Source organism: Rhizobium sp. BR 249 (genome assembly GCF_047445895.1).
In the GTDB taxonomy this organism is placed as follows: Bacteria; Pseudomonadota; Alphaproteobacteria; order Rhizobiales; family Rhizobiaceae; genus Rhizobium.
The window spans coordinates 156051-173895 of record NZ_JARWKX010000009.1 but is presented as its reverse complement, the minus strand read 5'-3'; the positions used below and the strand labels follow the sequence as shown (position 1 = coordinate 173895).

General features: G+C 63.2%; 11 protein-coding genes and 1 pseudogene. 10 read left to right on the top strand and 2 right to left on the bottom strand.

Translation table 11 applies throughout. From position 1 onward, the window contains the following. Positions 1-185 precede the first annotated feature (185 nt). Positions 186-665 carry a class I SAM-dependent methyltransferase gene (locus tag QD408_RS11230; RefSeq protein WP_414139356.1) on the bottom strand — a complete coding sequence of 160 codons (480 nt, stop codon included), beginning with the start codon at positions 663-665 and terminating at the stop codon, positions 186-188. Positions 666-788: 123 nt separating this feature from the next. Between QD408_RS11230 and QD408_RS11225 the strand changes: the two genes are divergently transcribed. Beyond that, positions 789-1964: a DUF3095 domain-containing protein gene (locus QD408_RS11225; RefSeq protein WP_414139355.1), complete on the top strand. Its 1176-nt coding sequence runs from the start codon at positions 789-791 to the stop codon at positions 1962-1964. Here the strand turns inward: QD408_RS11225 and QD408_RS11220 are convergent. Then, the gene (locus tag QD408_RS11220; RefSeq protein ID WP_414139354.1) at positions 1954-3291 is read right to left on the bottom strand and encodes a nucleotide sugar dehydrogenase; all 1338 of its coding nucleotides are present in this window, start codon (positions 3289-3291) and stop codon (positions 1954-1956) included. The two genes, QD408_RS11225 and QD408_RS11220, sit on opposite strands and share 11 nt — an antisense overlap. A 436-nt stretch (positions 3292-3727) precedes the next feature. On the opposite strand from QD408_RS11220, the gene QD408_RS11215 reads away from it, so the two are divergent. From QD408_RS11215 to QD408_RS11175, 9 genes and pseudogenes are all read left to right on the top strand, one after another. Continuing rightward, positions 3728-5071: an adenylate/guanylate cyclase domain-containing protein gene (locus QD408_RS11215; RefSeq protein ID WP_414139353.1), complete on the top strand. Its 1344-nt coding sequence runs from the start codon at positions 3728-3730 to the stop codon at positions 5069-5071. 152 nt (positions 5072-5223) lie between these two features. Further along, entirely contained in the window at positions 5224-7113 is a 1890-nt protein-coding gene (locus QD408_RS11210; RefSeq protein WP_414139352.1) for an ABC transporter ATP-binding protein, read from the top strand. Next, entirely contained in the window at positions 7113-9020 is a 1908-nt protein-coding gene (locus tag QD408_RS11205; protein WP_414139351.1) for an ABC transporter substrate-binding protein, read from the top strand. The genes QD408_RS11210 and QD408_RS11205 overlap by 1 nt, the downstream gene beginning before the upstream one ends. A 3-nt stretch (positions 9021-9023) precedes the next feature. Next, the gene (locus QD408_RS11200; RefSeq protein WP_088683516.1) at positions 9024-10022 is read left to right on the top strand and encodes an ABC transporter permease; all 999 of its coding nucleotides are present in this window, start codon (positions 9024-9026) and stop codon (positions 10020-10022) included. Further along, complete coding sequence (locus QD408_RS11195) at positions 10022-11194, top strand: ABC transporter permease (RefSeq protein WP_190237480.1); 1173 nt, start codon at positions 10022-10024, stop codon at positions 11192-11194. The genes QD408_RS11200 and QD408_RS11195 overlap by 1 nt, the downstream gene beginning before the upstream one ends. 96 nt (positions 11195-11290) lie before the next feature. Beyond that, positions 11291-12474 (top strand): annotated as a pseudogene (locus QD408_RS11190) (glycosyltransferase family protein). Between the two features lie 9 nt (positions 12475-12483). Then, positions 12484-13731 (top strand): glycosyltransferase, encoded by a 1248-nt coding sequence (locus tag QD408_RS11185; RefSeq protein ID WP_414139350.1) that lies wholly within the window; start codon positions 12484-12486, stop codon positions 13729-13731. Continuing rightward, complete coding sequence (locus tag QD408_RS11180; RefSeq protein ID WP_414139349.1) at positions 13728-14873, top strand: glycosyltransferase family protein; 1146 nt, start codon at positions 13728-13730, stop codon at positions 14871-14873. The genes QD408_RS11185 and QD408_RS11180 overlap by 4 nt, the downstream gene beginning before the upstream one ends. Positions 14874-15053: 180 nt before the next feature. Then, complete coding sequence (locus QD408_RS11175) at positions 15054-17768, top strand: ABC transporter ATP-binding protein (protein ID WP_088683521.1); 2715 nt, start codon at positions 15054-15056, stop codon at positions 17766-17768. The last annotated feature ends 77 nt before the right edge of the window (positions 17769-17845 follow it).

Below are 17845 nucleotides of genomic sequence, written 5' to 3'. Positions count from 1 at the left end.
CAGTCGTGCCGGATAGAAAACAGCTACAATTTAAGCGCAAAAATTGCAATAAGCGGTTCTCGAAGCTCGGAATTTAGAGCTACTTGTGAGTTAAGGCGTTTCGTCATTACGCCCTTGCGTCCTTTCGAGATTATGTGCGTCCGCACGGCCAAAACGACCGACGTGGAAGCTGCCTGGAATACTGCTCATTTCCTCCGATAAAGGAAATACCGCCCTTCCTTGATCCCCTCAGGCAGCGGCAGCGACATCAGTTCGGCATGCTCCAGCGGCAGGCCGCTGACGGCGATGCCGTTCGGGGCGAGCACGCCGGCCATCAGCTGCGGCAGCCAGGTCAGCGTCACGGCGTCGATTTCGTCATGGCCGGTGCCGATATCGGCATGGGCGAGTGCTGCGCCGATGCCGAGAAAGGCCTGGCCGGATTCGCGGATGTTGCCGGTCACCATGTCCTGCGCCTCCGGTGTCGAGGCGGAATAGGAGCGGACTTCCCAGTCGAAGGCGACGATGCGCCGGCCCGGAAACTTCTCGCGCAGGTGGTCGTAGGTGCGGCCGTTGCCGAGGCCGAACTCCAGCACCGGGCCTTCAATTTCTTCGACCAGATCGGCAATGGAGTTCAGAATGTCGCGTTGAGCCGTCAACCGGCGAATGAAGCTGTCGAGGCGGCTCATCTATTGCGTATCCGTCATGAAAATCGTTGAGCGCGTGCTAACACTGAAACCTTGCCAAGTCGATTGCCGTAAATGGGAATTGGCGTTGCAGTGGCAACATGTGTCTGTGCTAAGCTGGGTGACATGACAACCGTGACCGACGAAGATTTCTTTGCCGCCGTTCCGCTCTTCAGCGCATTCGAAGGCGTGACCGATGCCGCCAACTATCGGCCGCTGCCGGACGGATGGGTGCTGGCGCTCGCCGATATCGTCGGCTCGACACAGGCGATCGCCGGCGGCCGCTACAAGGACGTCAACATGGCGGGCGCCAGCGTCATTTCCGCGGTCCTGAATTCCGTCGGCAAGGGCGACTATCCCTTCGTCTTCGGCGGCGACGGCGCGCTGATCGCGCTTCCTGGTTCGCTCGAGAAGACCGCGCGCGACGCACTCGCCGCCGTGCAGGTCTGGGTCGAGGAGGATCTCGGCCTGATGCTGCGCATCGCCATCGTTCCGGTCGCCGATATCCGTGCTCACGGCCTCGACGTCCGCGTCGCGCGTTATTCGGCAAGCCCCCACGTCACATACGCGATGTTCTGGGGCGGCGGCACGAGCTGGGCCGAAAGGCAGATGAAGCTCGGCCAATACGGCGTTGACCGTGCCACCCCCGGAACACGTCCCGACCTAACCGGCCTCTCCTGCCGCTGGAGCCCGATCGAGGCGCGCAACGGCGAGATCGTCTCGATCATCGCCGTGCCCGGCGAAGGCCGCCCCGGCCAGGAATTCCGCGACCTCGTCAACGGCATCGTCGCCATCACCACCGAGCAGAATCGCGACAGCCATCCGGTGCCGGCCGATGGCCCGGACCTTGCCTTCTCGCTGCACGGCATCAACCGCGAGGCCAAGGCCACTGCGCCGGCCGGCCGGCGGTTGCGGCAGAAGGTCATCATCTTCCTGCAGCTTGCCATTACGGTCCTGTGCTTCAAGCTCGGCATTCCGCTCGGCCGCTTCGACGCCCGCCGCTACAAGCGCGACGTGGCCGGCAATTCCGATTTCCGCAAATTCGATGACGGGCTGAAGATGACGGTCGACGTCGATGCCGAACATCTGAAACGGATCGAGACGCTGCTGGAAGAGGCACACGCGAAGGGCGTCGCCCGCTACGGCCTGCATCGTCAGGCCTCGGCGCTGATGACCTGCTTCGTCCCGACGCCGATTTCGCGAGACCACATGCATTTCATCGACGGTGCATCAGGCGGCTATGCGGTGGCGGCAAGCCGGATGACCGGCAAATCGCTTTCCGCCGTTTCCGTCACGCCTTGATGACGTGACCGGCCGAAAGGCCGAGCCGGTCGAAGACGTTGCGCGTATCGACGATCAGCGAAGCGCTTTTCGACAGGCCCGCATAATCCACCTTATCGTGATCGGTCGCGACCAGCACCGCATCGTAGCCGGCAACGGCTTCCGGCGTCAGCGCCACCGACTTACGGCCCTTCAGCGCCTGGTATTCGCGCGTCGGCGGGATCTCGGCGACGAAGGGATCGTGATAGTCAGCCCGGCCGCCGCGTTCCTCGATGATCTCGATCAGCCGCAGCGACGGGCTCTCTCTTATATCGGCGACGTTCTTCTTGTAGGCGAGCCCGAGCACCAGCACCCGGCTGCGGCTCAGAGCCTTGCCGGCGCGGATATCCAGCGCCTCTGCGAGCTTGCCGACGACATAGCGCGGCATCGCCGAATTGATCTCGCCGGCGAGCTCGATGAAGCGGGTCGGGAGCTCGTATTCGCGCGATTTCCAGGTGAGGTAGAAGGGATCGATCGGGATGCAATGGCCGCCGAGGCCGGGGCCGGGATAGAAGGGCATGTAGCCGAAGGGCTTGGTCTTGGCCGCATCGATCACTTCCCAGACATCGATGCCCATCGCCGCATAGACGGTCTTCAACTCGTTGACGAGCGCGATGTTGACCGAGCGGAAAATGTTTTCGGTAAGCTTCACCGCCTCGGCGGTCGCATTCGAGGAGACCGGGACGACGGTCGAGACCGCCGCGCCATAGAAGGCCTTCATCAGTGCCAGCGCCTCGGCGCCGTCGCCGGCAACGACCTTGGGGATGGTGGCGGTGTGATAATGCTGATTGCCGGGATCTTCGCGCTCCGGCGAGAAACCGACAAAGAAATCCGAGCCGGATTTCAGTCCTGTGCCTTCGAGAATGACCTTGACGATATCGTCGGTCGTGCCGGGATAGGTGGTCGATTCCAGCGCGACGAGCTGGCCGGGGCGCAGATGCCGAGCGATCGAGCGTGACGTCGCCTCGACGAAGGAAAGGTCGGGATCGCGGTGCTTGGTGAGCGGCGTCGGCACGCAGATGATGATGACGTCGCATGCGGCGAGGCCGGCGAAATCCGTCGTCGCCTGGAACCGCCCCGCCTCGATCTCGGCGGCAAGCGCTTCGTGGCTGACGGCGTCGATATAGGAGCGGCGGGCCTCGAGCGCCACCATCTTGCCGGGATCGATGTCGAAGCCGGTGACCGCAAAACCGCTGCGCGCCACCGCGATCGCCAGCGGCAGGCCGACATAGCCGAGCCCGATGATGCCGGCACGCGCCGCGCGGGTTTCGATCTTCTGCAAAAGCGTATCGAAGGTGGAGGAGGCCAAGGCGGGATCTTTCAGATGGGGAAGCTCAGGAAGCTGATCTAATGCATGATCGCTGCAAATTAAACCCGCGCGTGGATCTTCCTCTTTCTCCGGCGCGCTGTCCTTCCGCGCCGGTGGCTCCCCCTATCCAAGGTGTGACCGGAAAACCCCGGTGGCCGCCTTGCTACAACTTGAGCGCACAAAAAAATCCGGGTCCCATTGTTTCGCATTTGCAGCATCCCTATTTTGTCTTTTGATAATAAACCGCCATGAAAGGACTGCCTGTCCGATCTCCGACCGGGGAGCTGAGGGGCGCTGCTGCCGGGCTCCCGGCAGATCGTTGACACAATAATACCGCTCGTACATCCTGATTTCCTTATGTCCTGCGCATGAAAATGCGCCGGCCAAGGGGTTTTTGTTCTTGGGGATGGCGTGCCTTATGAGGATCATACCGAGAATGAGCACGACCGAATCCAGCGTGTCCTCCATCCTGTTGGACCGGGTCGCTGAATGGCTGACGAACTCTTCGCTGGCTGGAGACGATCTTGAAAACATCGTGCGCGGCTTCTGCGAGAGGATTGCGGCCGCGGGCCTGCCGATAGCGCGCGTGCATCTCAGTTTTTCGATGCTGCATCCACTCTACGATGCACTGAGCTTCACCTGGCGGCGCGCCAGCGGCGTCACTATCGAGGGCTTCCGCATGCCCGCCGGGCAGAAGCCGGATCGCTTCCTGCAGAGCCCCTATTACTATCTGCTCGACAACAACCTGCAGCACATCCGGCGCCGGCTGATGCAGGAGGGACCGGCCGAATTCCCGATCTTCGAGGACCTGCGCAAGGACGCCATCACCGATTACCTCGCCTTCGTGCAGCCTTTCGGCGACGGTTCCGTGCAGGGCATGATGGGCTCCTGGTCGACGGATCACCACAACGGCTTTTCCGACGACATGATCGACGCCTTGCTTAGGATGCAAGACCATCTGGCGGTCGCCGCCAAGATGGCGGTGCTCGGCAAGCTCGCCAACAACATGCTGACCACCTATCTCGGCGGCGACGCCGGCAAGCGGGTGCTGAACGGCCAGATCCGCCGCGGCGACGGCGAGACGATCCGCGCCGCGCTCGTCATGGGTGACATGCGCGAATCCACGATGTATGCCGAAAAGGAAGGCCGGCAGGCCTATATCGACACGCTGAACCAGTTCTTCGACGCGATCGCCGCGCCCTTCAACCGCAATGGCGGCGAGATCCTGAGCTTCCTCGGCGACGGTTTCCTCGCCGTCTATCCCTGCGGGCGCCACAAGGACCCGTCGAAAATCGCCTGCGAGGCCGCTCTTTCGGCCGTCCATCAGGCGCAGGCGCGGGTCGCGGAACTCAACAGGGACCGCGAGCAGAAAGGTCTCTCCAGGGTCGGCTACGGCATCGGCCTGCATGTCGGCAACGTCATGTTCGGCAATGTCGGCCTCAAGGACCGCCTGACGTTCTCCGCCTTCGGCTCGGCGGTCAACGAGGTCCAGCGTCTGCAGATCCTTACCAAGAAATACGGCCGCGAGGTCGTCGCCAGCCAGGCCTTCGCCGGTTACTGCGGCGGCGAGTGGACGACGCTCGGAGAGGAAAAGCTGCGCGGCATCCGCCAGAAGGTGACGGTGCTGCAGCCGCGTGCGCCGGCCCCCGAGATCGACGCCGGCGAGAGCTTCCGCGAGGCCGTGCAGAACGGGCTTTCCGAAGCGGAGCAAGTCATCCTCCTGCATCGCGACGCCAAGAAACAGGTCAATCGCACAACCATGGAGAAGTTCATCCAGTAAGAGCTGCAACCCCTGTAAAATGAGCGCGCTCCGCCCGGTAGCTTCGGCGGGACGCAGCGATTTCCCCTGCAATTGTCATCAGCTAGACACCCCGTTTGCGGTACGATAGTGTGCCTTAACGGGAACATAGAAGACTGGGGAATTTCATTGGTATGGCGTCTGCTGCCGATCTGTTGCGTATTGAGAACCTCGACGTCTCCTTCTCGGTTTTCGGCGACCGGCTGCGTGTCGTAAAGGAAGCCAATCTCCGCATCCTTCCGGGCAAGGTCACCGCTCTCGTCGGTGAATCCGGCTCCGGCAAATCCGTGATCAGCCAGTCCGTCATGGGCATCCTGCCCAATCCGGCCAAGGCTTCCGGCCGCATCCTCTTCACCGATCCGCTCGACGGCAGCACGACCGATATCCTGTCGCTGCCGCGCGACAGCGAAGAGATGCGCGATCTGCGCGGCAAGCGCATGGCGACGATCTTCCAGGAGCCGATGACCTCGCTCTCGCCGCTGCATACGGTCGGCAACCAGATCAGCGAAGTGCTGCTGATTCATACCGACGTCGACAAGCAGGAGGCACGCGCCAGGACCGAGGAGATGCTCGGCCTCGTCGGCTTCTCCAATCCGCACCGCACCTACGACATGTATCCGTTCGAGCTGTCGGGCGGCATGCGCCAGCGCGCGATGATCGCCATGGCGCTGATCTGCAAGCCGGCGCTGCTGATCGCCGACGAGCCGACGACGGCGCTCGACGTGACGATCCAGGCGCAGATCCTCGAACTGCTGCGCGACCTGCAGGCCAAGCTCGGCATGGCGATGCTGCTCATCACCCACGATCTCGGCATCGTCGCCAACATGGCCGACGAGGTGGTCGTCATCTATCACGGCGAGATCATGGAGGCCGGGCCGGTCGAGGCCATCTTCCGCAATCCGCAGCACCCCTATCTCAAGGCGCTGATGGCCGCCGTTCCGCATTTCGACATGAAGCCCGGCGAGCGGCTGAAAGCGCTGCGCGACGTGCCGGTCAATCTCGAAACGCTGGTGGGCAAGAAGAAGCCGCTGCAGGCGGAGACGCCTGGCGTGCTGCTTTCGGTCGCCAATCTCTCCAAGACCTACAGGACGCGAAAGCGTAGTTTGCTCGGCAGGCAGGAAGCCACCGTCGTGCACGCGGTCGACGATGTCAGCTTCGACATCCGCCGGGGCGAATGTCTCGGCCTGGTGGGCGAATCCGGCTGCGGCAAGACCACTCTCAGCAAGATCCTGATGCGCGCCGTCACGCCTGACGATGGCGCGGTGGTGTTCAACGACGGCAAGGACGTGATCGACGTCCTCTCCGTCAAGGGCTCAGAGCTGCAGGAACTGCGCACCAAGATCCAGATGGTGTTCCAGGACCCGGTCTCCTCGCTCTCGCCGCGCATGACGGTGCGCAACATTCTGAGCGAACCGCTCGAAATCCACGACCGCGGCGACAGCGCCGAGCGCAAGCGCAAGGTCGAGGGGCTGATGGGCGCGATCGGCCTCGACAAGCGCTACCTCAGCCGTTACCCGCACAGTTTTTCGGGCGGCCAGCGCCAGCGCATCGGCATCGCTCGCGCTCTGGCGCTTGGCCCCAAGCTCGTCATCCTCGACGAGCCGGTCTCGGCCCTCGACGTCTCGGTACAGGCGCAGATCCTCAACCTGTTGAAGGACCTGCAGAAAGAGCTGGGGCTGACCTATCTCTTCATCTCGCACAATCTCGCGGTCGTCGATTACATGGCCGACCGCATCGCTGTCATGTGCAAGGGCCGCATCGTCGAGATCGCGCCGCGCGAAATCATCCTGCGCGATCCGGTGCATCCCTATACGAAATCGCTGCTCGCCGCCGTCCCCTTCCCCGATCTCGACCGGCCGCTCGATTTCAAGGCGCTCCGGGAAAACGGCGCCGCCGACAAGCAGAATTGGGGCGTAACCTTCACCGCCGAGCATGACGACGCGTCCGAGCTTGCCTATGCCGACCTCGGCGACGGCCATCTGGTGCGCGCCCGCAAGGGCGCCGATATCAGGGAGTTGCGCTGATGGTGACGCGTCGCACATTCCTCGGCGGCCTCGTCGGCGCGGCGATCGCGCCCGCGGTGCTGCGCGCCCAACAAATCGCCGAGCCGGAATTCCTGAAGGAGCGGCTTAGCGCCGGCAGCCTGCCGTCGATGGCCGAGCGCATTCCGCTTCGCCCGCGCATCGTCAACCTGAAGGAGATGGGGCTCGCCCCAGGCGCCTATGGCGGCACGGTGCGCACCATCATCGGCAGTCAGCGCGACATCCGCTTCATGACGATCTACGGCTATTCCCGCCTGGTCGGCTATGACAAGCACCTGCAATTCCAGCCTGATATCCTGGCGGCCTTCCAGTCCGAGGACGACACGGTCTTCACCTTCACGCTGCGCGAGGGCCATAAATGGTCCGACGGCGAACCCTTCACCGCCGACGATTTCCGCTACTGGTGGGAAGACGTCATCCTGAATGACAAGCTGACGCCCGGCGGCGGCGCGCTGGAACTGCGCCCGCACGGCAATCTGCCGCGCTTCGAGATGCTCGATCCGCTGACCGTGCGCTACACCTGGGAAAAGCCCAACCCGATGTTCCTGCCGACGCTGGCAGGCCCCCAGCCGCTCGTCATCTTCGGGCCGGCGCATTACCTCAAGCAGTTCCACAAGAAGTTCCAGCCCGACGAGGCGAAGATGGAACAGATGATGAAGGCCAGCCGCGTCAAGAAGTGGCAGGACCTGCACATCAAGATGGCGCGTTCCTACCGCCCCGAGAATCCGAACCTGCCGACGCTCGATCCCTGGCACAACACGACGCCGCTGCCGGCCGATCAATTCGTCTTCGAGCGCAATCCGTTCTTCCACCGCGTCGACGAGAACGGCAGGCAGCTTCCCTATCTCGACCGTTTCGTCCTCAACGTCTCCTCCTCCTCGATCATCGCCGCCAAGGCAGGCGCCGGCGAAGCGGACCTCCAGGCGACCGGCATCGATTTCAACGACTACACCTTCCTGAAGGAGGCCGAGAAGCGTTTCCCGGTGAAGGTCAACCTCTGGAAGGTCGCGCGCGGCTCGCGCATCACGCTGCTGCCGAACCTCAACTGCGCCGACGAGGTGTGGCGCGGCCTCTTCCGCGACGTGCGCCTGCGCCGGGCCCTGTCGCTGGCGATCGACCGGCACGAGATCAACATGGTCGCCTTCTATGGCCTGGGCACGCCGAGCGCCGATACCGTCCTGCCCGACAGCCCGCTCTTCAAGCAGGAATATGCCGATGCTTTCGTGAAGTTCGATCCGGACGAGGCCAATCGCCTGCTCGACGAACTCGGCCTGACCAAGCGCGGCGATGACGGCATCCGGCTGCTGCCCGACGGGCGACGCGCCGAGATCACCGTCGAGACCGCCGGCGAGAGCAATCTCGATACCGACGTGCTCGAACTGGTGCACGACCACTGGGCCAATATCGGCCTTGCGCTCTATACCCGCACGTCGCAGCGCGACGTCTTCCGCAACCGCGCCATGAGCGGCTCGATCATGATGTCGATCTGGTACGGCCTCGACAACGGCGTGCCGACGGCCGACATGTCGCCCTCGGGGCTCGCGCCGACGCTCGACGATCAGCTGCAATGGCCGCTCTGGGGCATGCATTACCTCTCCGCCGGCCAGGAAGGCGTCGCACCCGACCTGCCGGAGGCGGCCGAACTGGTCGACCTGCTCAAACAATGGGGCTCGACGGCGAAATTCGAGGAACGCCAGGTGATCTGGCACAAGATGCTGTCGCTCTATACGCAGCAGGTCTTCTCGATCGGCCTCATCAACAGCACGCTGCAGCCGATCCTTCGCGCCGCCAAGCTGCAGAACCTGCCGGAGAAAGCGCTCTACGGCTTCGATCCCACCTCCTATCTCGGCGTCTACATGCCGGATGCATTCTGGTACAAGGAGGCCTGAGGCGTGCTCAGATACATTCTCTGGCGCATCGCCGCCATGGTGCCGACGCTCTTCGTCATTTCGGCGCTGGTCTTTACCATCATCGAGCTGCCGCCGGGCGACTTCTTCGAGAGCCAGATCGCCGAGCTGCGCGCCTCCGGCGAGACCGCCAACCTCCAGGAAATCGAGGAGATGCGCCAGCAATACGGCTTCGACAAGCCGGAGATCGTGCGCTATTTCTACTGGGTCGGCGGCATGCTGCACGGCGACTTCGGCTATTCCTTCGAATATCAGCTGCCGGTCTCCGACGTGGTCGGCGACCGCCTGTGGCTGACGATCCTCGTCTCCTTCACGACGATCCTGCTCACCTGGCTGATTGCCTTCCCGATCGGCATCTATTCGGCCACGCATCAATACAGCTGGGGTGACTACGGGCTGACCTTCCTCGGCCTGCTCGGCATCGCCATCCCGAACTTCATGCTGGCGCTGATCCTGATGTATTTCGCCAATGTCTGGTTCGGGCTGTCGATCGGCCACCTGATGGACCAGCAATATCTCAATGCGCCGATGAGCTGGGAAAAGGCGAAGTCGATCCTCGGCCATCTCTGGATTCCCGTCATCATCGTCGGTACGGCCGGCACGGCCGGCATGATCCGGCGGCTCCGCGCCAATCTTCTCGACGAGATGCAGAAGCAATATGTGACGACGGCCCGCGCCAAGGGCCTGCATCCGATGCGGGCGCTGGTCAAATATCCGCTGCGCATGGCGCTCAACTTCTTCGTCGCCGATATCGGCTCGATCCTGCCATCGATCATTTCGGGCGCCGAGATCGTCGCCATCGTGCTCTCGCTGGAAACCACCGGGCCGATGCTGATCAAGGCGTTGCAGAGCCAGGACATGTACCTTGCCGGCTCCTTCCTGATGTTCCTCGCCTTCCTGAACGTCATCGGCGTACTGATTTCCGATATCGCGCTCGGCTTCCTCGATCCCCGCATCCGTCTGCAAGGCAGGAGCACCAAATAATGTCGCCCCTTCCCGCACCCGGCGCACCGCTTCCGCACTACGTCTCGACCGCTCCCTTCGATCCGCACGCGACCGAGACGATGACGGCTGCGCAGTCGCGCATCCATCTCGCCTCGCAGAAGCAGCTGATGTGGTGGAAGTTCAAGCAGCACAGGCTCGCCTTGATCTCCGGCATCTTTCTCGCCGTCACCTACCTGATGATCCTGATCGTCGAGTTCCTGGCGCCCTACGGCCTGCACACGCGCAACGTCGATTTCATCCATGCGCCGCCGCAGCGCGTCCACTTCTTCGACAAGGGTGAGTTCGTCGGTCCCTTCGTCTACGGGCGCACCATGACGCTCGATCTCGATACGCTGCACCGCGTCTATACCGACAGGCCGAACGACGTGCAGCCGATCCGGTTCTTCTGCCGCGGCGATTCCTACAAGTTCTGGGGTGTCGTCGCCTCGAACTATCATCTGGTCTGCCCTTCGATCGGCGGCCAGATGTTCCTGCTCGGCACCGACCGGCTCGGCCGCGACGTCCTCTCGCGCATCCTCTACGGCGCGCGGATATCGCTGACGATCGGTCTCATCGGCATCGCGATCAGCTTCGTGCTCGGCATCGTCATCGGCGGCCTCGCCGGTTACTGGGGCGGCATTTTCGATCTCATCGTCCAGCGCCTGATCGAAGTGCTGCAGTCGCTGCCGAGCCTGCCGCTGTGGATGGCGCTGGCCGCCATCATGCCGGTGACGTGGAGCCCGATCGTCATCTATTTCGGCATAACGGTCATCCTCGGCATCATCGACTGGACCGGCCTTGCCCGCGCCGTGCGCTCCAAGCTGCTGGCGCTGCGCGAGGAGGATTACGTGCAGGCCGCACAGCTGATGGGCGCCAGCACGCCGCGCATCATCGGCCGGCATCTGGTGCCGGGCTTCATGTCGCACCTCATTGCCTCGGCGACGATTTCGATCCCCGGCATGATCCTCGGCGAGACCGCACTTTCCTTCCTCGGCCTCGGCCTTCGCCCGCCGATCACCAGCTGGGGTATTCTGCTGACCGAGGCAAAAAGCGTCAGCGTCATCGCCTTCTATCCTTGGCTGCTCTTTCCGATCATTCCTGTTGTTCTTGTCATTTTGGCATTCAACTTTCTGGGAGACGGCTTGCGTGATGCGGCAGATCCCTACAAATAGCAGCAAGCTCGGCGGCGCCTTCCGGCACCGCCCCCGCCTCGTGGCCTCCGGACGGTGGGGGTGCTAAAAATGTTGTTCACCCCGGAGGGAACGCCCATGGCCAGACGTCTCGAAGATGCACGCATCCTCATGTACAGCCACGACACCTTCGGCCTTGGCCATCTCAGGCGCTGGTGGAAGATTATCGCGGTCTCAACATCCTGATCATTTCGGGCGCCACGATCGCCGGCGCCTTCGATTACCGCGCCCGTGTCGACTTCGTGAAGATCCCGAGCGTCATCAAGCTGCGCAACGGCGAATATACGTCGCTTGCCAGCCATATCGACCTGCATGAAACGCTGAAGATGCGCGAATCGAGCATTCGCCACACGGCCGAGACCTTCCAGCCCGATATCTTCATCGTCGACAAGGAGCCGATGGGACTGAAGGGCGAGGTCGAGGATACGCTCGCCTATCTCAAGGCCCGCGGCACCGTGCTGGTGCTCGGACTTCGCGAGATCATGGACGCGCCGCATCTGCTCGACGCCGAGTGGAAGAAGAACGGCATCATGCAGAAGATCGACCAATATTACGACAGCGTCTGGGTTTACGGTCCGCCTGACTTCTACGACCCGCTCGTTGGTCTCGACGTACCGGCCAGCCTGCGCCGGAAGATGGATTTCGTCGGCTTCCTGCAGCGCAGCGTCTCCAGGGGCAAGAGCTCGGTCAACGCCCGCAAGGACAATTACCTCCTCGTCACCACGGGCGGCGGCGGCGACGGCTCCGATCTGGTCCACGACGTTATGAACGCCTACGAGGCCGATCCGACGCTGACGCAGAAGGCGCTCGTCGTGCTCGGGCCTTATATGCCGGCGGCCGAGCGCGCCAAGCTGGTGCAGAAGGGGGAAGCCATTCCCTATATCGAAGTGATCGAGTTCGACAATCACATGGAAGAACTGATCGACGGCGCCACCGGCGTCGTCGCCATGGGCGGCTACAACACCTATTGCGAAATTCTCTCCTTCGACAAGCCGGCCCTCATCGTGCCGCGCGTCAAGCCGCGCGAGGAACAGCTGCTGCGCGCCCAGCGGGCAAGCGCGCTCGGCCTTGTCGATATGCTGCTGCCGGAACAGTCGGCCGATCCGAGCATCATGGCAGAGGCGCTGAAGCGTCTGCCCTCCCGTCTGCCGCCGTCGAAGAGCGGCAGCAATATGCATCTCGAAGGGCTCGATCATATTTCGCAGACCGTCGGCCGATGGATCGACGGCCGCGCCAGCCACCTCGCCCTCGTCGCAGAATAGGGCAAAGCCTTGCCGCCACGCCGCAAGATCCTCGTCGTGCTGAAAGGCTATCCCCGCCTTTCGGAAACCTTCATCGCCCAGGAGCTGCTCGGCCTCGAAAAGGCCGGCTTCGACCTCACGCTCATTTCGATGCGCCGGCCGACCGATAAGAAGCGCCATCCCGTGCATGACGAGATCAAGGCGCGCGTCGTCTACCTGCCGGAATATCTGCATGAGGAACCGATCCGCGTGCTGAAAGGCCTCGTCGCCGGCTTCTCGAAACCCGGCTTCAAGGCACTGATCAAACGTTTCCTCGCCGACCTCAAGCGCGACATCTCCCGCAACCGCTTCCGCCGCCTCGGCCAGGCACTGGTCCTGGCGCGCGAATGGCCTGACGGCGGCGAGTGGCTGCACGCGCATTTCATCCATACGCCGGCCTCGGTAACGGAATATGCGAGCATCCTGACCGGCACGCCCTGGACCTGTTCGGCGCACGCCAAGGATATCTGGACATCGCCCGACTGGGAGCTCCACGAAAAACTCGGCAGCGCCCGCTGGGCGGTCACCTGCACCAGAACGGGTTACGAGCACATGCGGGGCCTGACATCACGCAAGGATGCGGTGCATCTGAGTTACCACGGTCTCGACCTCGCACGCTTCGGTCATTTCGCCGGCCGGCGTTCGGACCGAAATGGCAGCGACCCCGATGACCCGGTCTTCATCCTCAGCGTCGGCCGCGCCGTCGAAAAGAAGGGCTACGACGTGCTGCTGCGGGCGCTGGCACTGCTGCCCGCCGACCTCCACTGGCGCATGGACCATATCGGCGGCGGCGACGAGCTTGCGAAACTGAAGGTGCTCGCCGCCGAACTCGGCTTCGCCGACCGCATCGTCTGGAAGGGCGCCATGGCGCAGGAAGACGTGCTCGATCACTATCGCCGCGCCGACCTCTTCGCGCTGGCCTGCCGGATCGCCGCCAATGGCGACCGCGACGGCCTGCCGAACGTGCTTGTGGAAGCGTCGAGCCAGCGGCTCGTCTGCCTCTCGACCGACGTATCCGGCGTGCCGGAACTCCTGAAGAACGGTGAAAACGGCCTCGTCGTGCCGCCGGAAGATCCGGCGCTGCTGGCCCGGGCGCTGGAGACGGCGATCCGCGATCCGGCGCTGCGCAGGCGCCTCGGCGACGCCGCCGAAAGCCAGGTGCGCGAACATTTCGACTATCACTCCAGCATCCGACAGCTCACCGGCCTGTTCGAGGCCGAATGGCAGAAGGCCTCATGACGGCACCGCGTATCTTCTTCTATGTCCAGCACCTGCTCGGCATCGGCCACATCGCCCGCGCCAGCCGCATCGCCAATGCGCTCGTCAAGGACGGTTTCGACGTCACGGTCGTAACCGGCGGCCTGCCGGTGCCGGGCTTTCCCGGCGAGGGCGTCAAGACCGTCGCCCTGCCGGCGGTCGTCGCCAGCAACGCCGGTTTCTCCGGCCTTGCCGATGCCGATGGCCGGCCGGCCGGCGAGGACTTCCTCGCTGCCCGCCGCGATCGGTTGCTCGAGGCCTTTCATGCCGCAAGGCCCGACGTCGTCATCATCGAAGCCTTTCCCTTCGGCCGGCGGCAGATGCGCTTCGAATTGCTACCGCTGCTCGAGGCGATCGACAAAGCCGAACCGCGGCCGAAGCTCCTGAGTTCGGTGCGTGACATCCTGCAGGAAAACCGCAAGGCCGGCCGCGACGCGGAGACGGTCGCGCTGGTCAAGAACCATTTCGACGCCGTGCTGGTCCACGGCGACCCCGATTTCATCAGGCTCGAGGATACATTCCCGCTGACGCCCGAAATCGCCGACAGGCTGCGTTACACCGGCCTCGTCGCAGCGCCGCCGGCGCCGGAACCCACCGAGACCTTCGACATCATCGCATCGGCAGGCGGCGGCGCGGTCGGCGCCGAGCTGATCGGGGCGGCGAAAGATGCGGCGGCGCTCCTGCCGGCCGACCTTCGCTGGCTGTTGATCTCGGGTCCGAACCTGCCGGAGGCCGATTTCGCCGCATTGTCGCAGGACGCGCCCCCGAATGTAACGCTGGTGCGCTTCCGCAAGGATTTTCCCTCGCTGCTGCGCGGCGCCAAAGTCTCGATCTCGCAGGCCGGCTACAATACCGTCGGCGATTTGCTGCGCACCGAATGCCGCGCGATCCTCATTCCTTTCGTCGCCGGCGGCGAGACCGAGCAAACGGTGCGGGCCGAACGGCTGCAGGCGCTTGATCTCGCCGAGATCCTGCCGGAAAACGGGCTGACATCGAGCCATGTGAAGGAGGCCGTCGAAAAGGCGCTCGCAGCGCCGCGACGGCGGCCGGCATTGCTCGATCTCGACGGGGCGGAGAAGACGGCCGGCATCATTCGATCCATGATTGCCGAATCGCTCGCCTAATCCAAAATTCCTGTGATATAAGCAAGGTTCCGGCGAGAATCGGCGTTTTGCGGCCGGTCGCTTCGCCTTGTTTTCGTTGCGATATCGGCGGTCCGGCTGCATGATCCTGTTCTCAAAGATCCTTCCATCCCGGCGCCCGGATCGCGCCACCGGAATTTCCCAGCAAGCTGACGGTTAGCCATGGAAAAAAGCCTCGCCCGCTACATCTGGAAGAACACGCGGCTGCAGCAGCTGTGGATCCTGGCCGTCGTCGCCGCCTCGATGATCCCCTATTTCCTGTCCTTCGACCTGCCGAAGCAGATCGTCAACGGGCCGATCCAGGGCGACGGATTCGAAGGCCCCGGCGCAACGCAGAGGTTCATGCATATCGCCTACGACATTCCGCTGATCGGTCATGTCGAATTCTTTCAGGGCCTGCAGCTTAACCGCTTTCAGATGCTGATGGCTCTCAGCCTGGTTTTCCTGGCGCTGGTAGTGCTGAACGGCCTCTTCAAATTCTATATCAACACCTATAAGGGCCGGCTCGGCGAACGCATGCTGCGCCGCATCCGCTTCGAACTGATCGACCGGGTGCTGCGTTTCCCGCCCGCCCATTTCAAGCGGGTGAAATCCGCCGAAATCGCCACGATGATCAAGGATGAGGTGGAGCCGATGGGCGGCTTCACCGGCGACGCCTTCGTCTCGCCTGCCCTTCTCGGCGGCCAGGCGATCACGGCGCTTGCCTTCATCATCGTACAGAATTTCTGGCTCGGCATGATCGCCGCCGGCATCGTCGGCGTGCAGGCGGTCGTCATTCCCCGCATGCGCAAGCGCCTGCTGGAGCTCGGCCGCCAGCGGCAGCTGACGGCCCGCGAGCTTTCCGGCCGTGTCGGCGAAATCGTCGAGGGCATCGGCACGATCCACGGCAACGACACATCAAACCTCGAACGCGCCGACATCGCCTCGCGGCTCGGCCGGATCTTTTCGATCCGCTACGACCTTTACCAGTGGAAATTCCTGGTGAAGTTCATCAACAACTTCCTCGCCCAGGTCACGCCTTTCCTGTTCTACGCGATCGGCGGCTACCTCGCGCTGCAGGGCAGGCTCGACATCGGCCAGCTCGTCGCCGTCATCTCGGCCTACAAGGACCTGCCCGGCCCGCTGAAGGAGCTGATCGACTGGGACCAGATGCGCCAGGACGTGCAGGTGAAGTACCAGCAGGTCTACGAGCAATTCAACGTCGAGCCGCTGATCGACAGCCGCATCCAGGAACTCGCGACCGCCCCGGTCGGGGCGCTGACGAGCGCGCTCGTCGTCACCAACCTTTCGGTTTCCGACGACAGCGGCGCCCGCCTCGTCGACCACGTCTCCGTCGAGATCAAACCGAACGAGACGGTTGCGATCGTCGGCCCGAACGGCAGCGGCGCGGAAGCCTTCGCCGAGGCGCTCGGCCGCATGGTCTGGCCGGATTCCGGCCGCATCACCATCGACGGCCGCGACCATCTTGACCTGCCGGAATCGATCACCGGCCGGCGCATCTCCTATGCCTCGGCCGACACCTTCTTCTTCCATGGCACGCTCGCCAGCAATCTGCTCTACGGCCTCAAGCACGCGCCGATGACCGATGCCGTCTACGACGAGAAGGAAGCACAGGAGTATAAATGGCATTCCATCGAGGCGGTGAAGGCCGGCAATCCGACGCTCGACCTCAACAGCGACTGGGTGGATTACAAGGCGGCCGGCGCCAATGGGCCGGATGACCTCCTGAAAGCAATCCGGCCGGTGCTCGACGCCGTTCTGATTTCGCAGGATATCCTCGACCTGGCGCTGCGCTCGAACGTCAATACCGACGTGCACGTGGCGGTCAGTGACCATGTCGTGGCGCTGCGCGCCTCCTTGAGAGACCGGCTGCGCGACGAAGGTCTCGACGGCATCGTCGTGCCTTTCGATTTCGACGCCTACAACGCCCAGGCGACGGTTGGCGAGAACCTGCTCTTCGGCACGATGAAGCGGCCTCTGATGACCAATCGCAGGCTCGCCGCGCATCCCTATTTCCAGCAGCTTTTCCGCGAGACGGGCTTGAGCACCGATCTCTACGCCATGGGCCTCGAAATCGCCGAGAACGCGGTGGAACTCTTCCACGACCTGCCGCCGGACCATCCGTTCTTCCAGCAGCTGACCTTCATGACGGCGGACGATATTCCGACCTACCAGGCGCTGCTGCAGAAGCTGCAGAGCCGCCGCTTCGAGGACGCCACGCCAGAGGAACGCTCGGCCATCATCCGGCTGAGCTTCGCCTATATCGAGCCGCGCCACCGCTTCGGTCTGCTGACGAACGAGCTGATGGACAAGATCGTCAGCGCCCGCAAGCAGTTCCACGAGCATATTCCGGCCGATCTCTCCGAACTGATCGAGCGCTACGACGCCGAGCGTTTCACTCCCTCGGCAAGCCTGATGGACAACGTGCTCTTCGGCCGTATCGCCTACCAGCAGGCCGATGCCTCCGACCGTATCCGCGCCATCATGGGCGAGCTCTTCGACGCGCTCGACCTTTATGACGACGTGCTGGCGATCGGCCTCGAATTCGACGTCGGCTCCGGCGGCAAGCGGCTGACCATGGTGCAGCGGCAGAAGCTGAATCTCGCCCGCGCGCTGTTGAAGCGCTCGGACTATTTCATCTTCAACCGGCCGCTTTCGGCGCTCGATCAGCGTGTCCAGGATCAGATCACCCGCAACATCATCCAAGACCTGCACGAGGAAGGCCATCGGCCGGCGATCATCTGGGTGCTCACCAATGCACGGCTCGCCGAGATGTTCGACCGCATCCTGCTCTTCGACCGCGGCGGATTGGCGGAAGCCGGGAACTATCCGGAACTTTCCGAGAAAAACGGTATGTTCAAGGAACTGTTATCGTAATATTCTATTGGGGCGGCGGTAGTAGGCGTTCCCGGTGGAACGCCCTGGAATGTTGAAGGCGCCTGGTTCCACAGGGA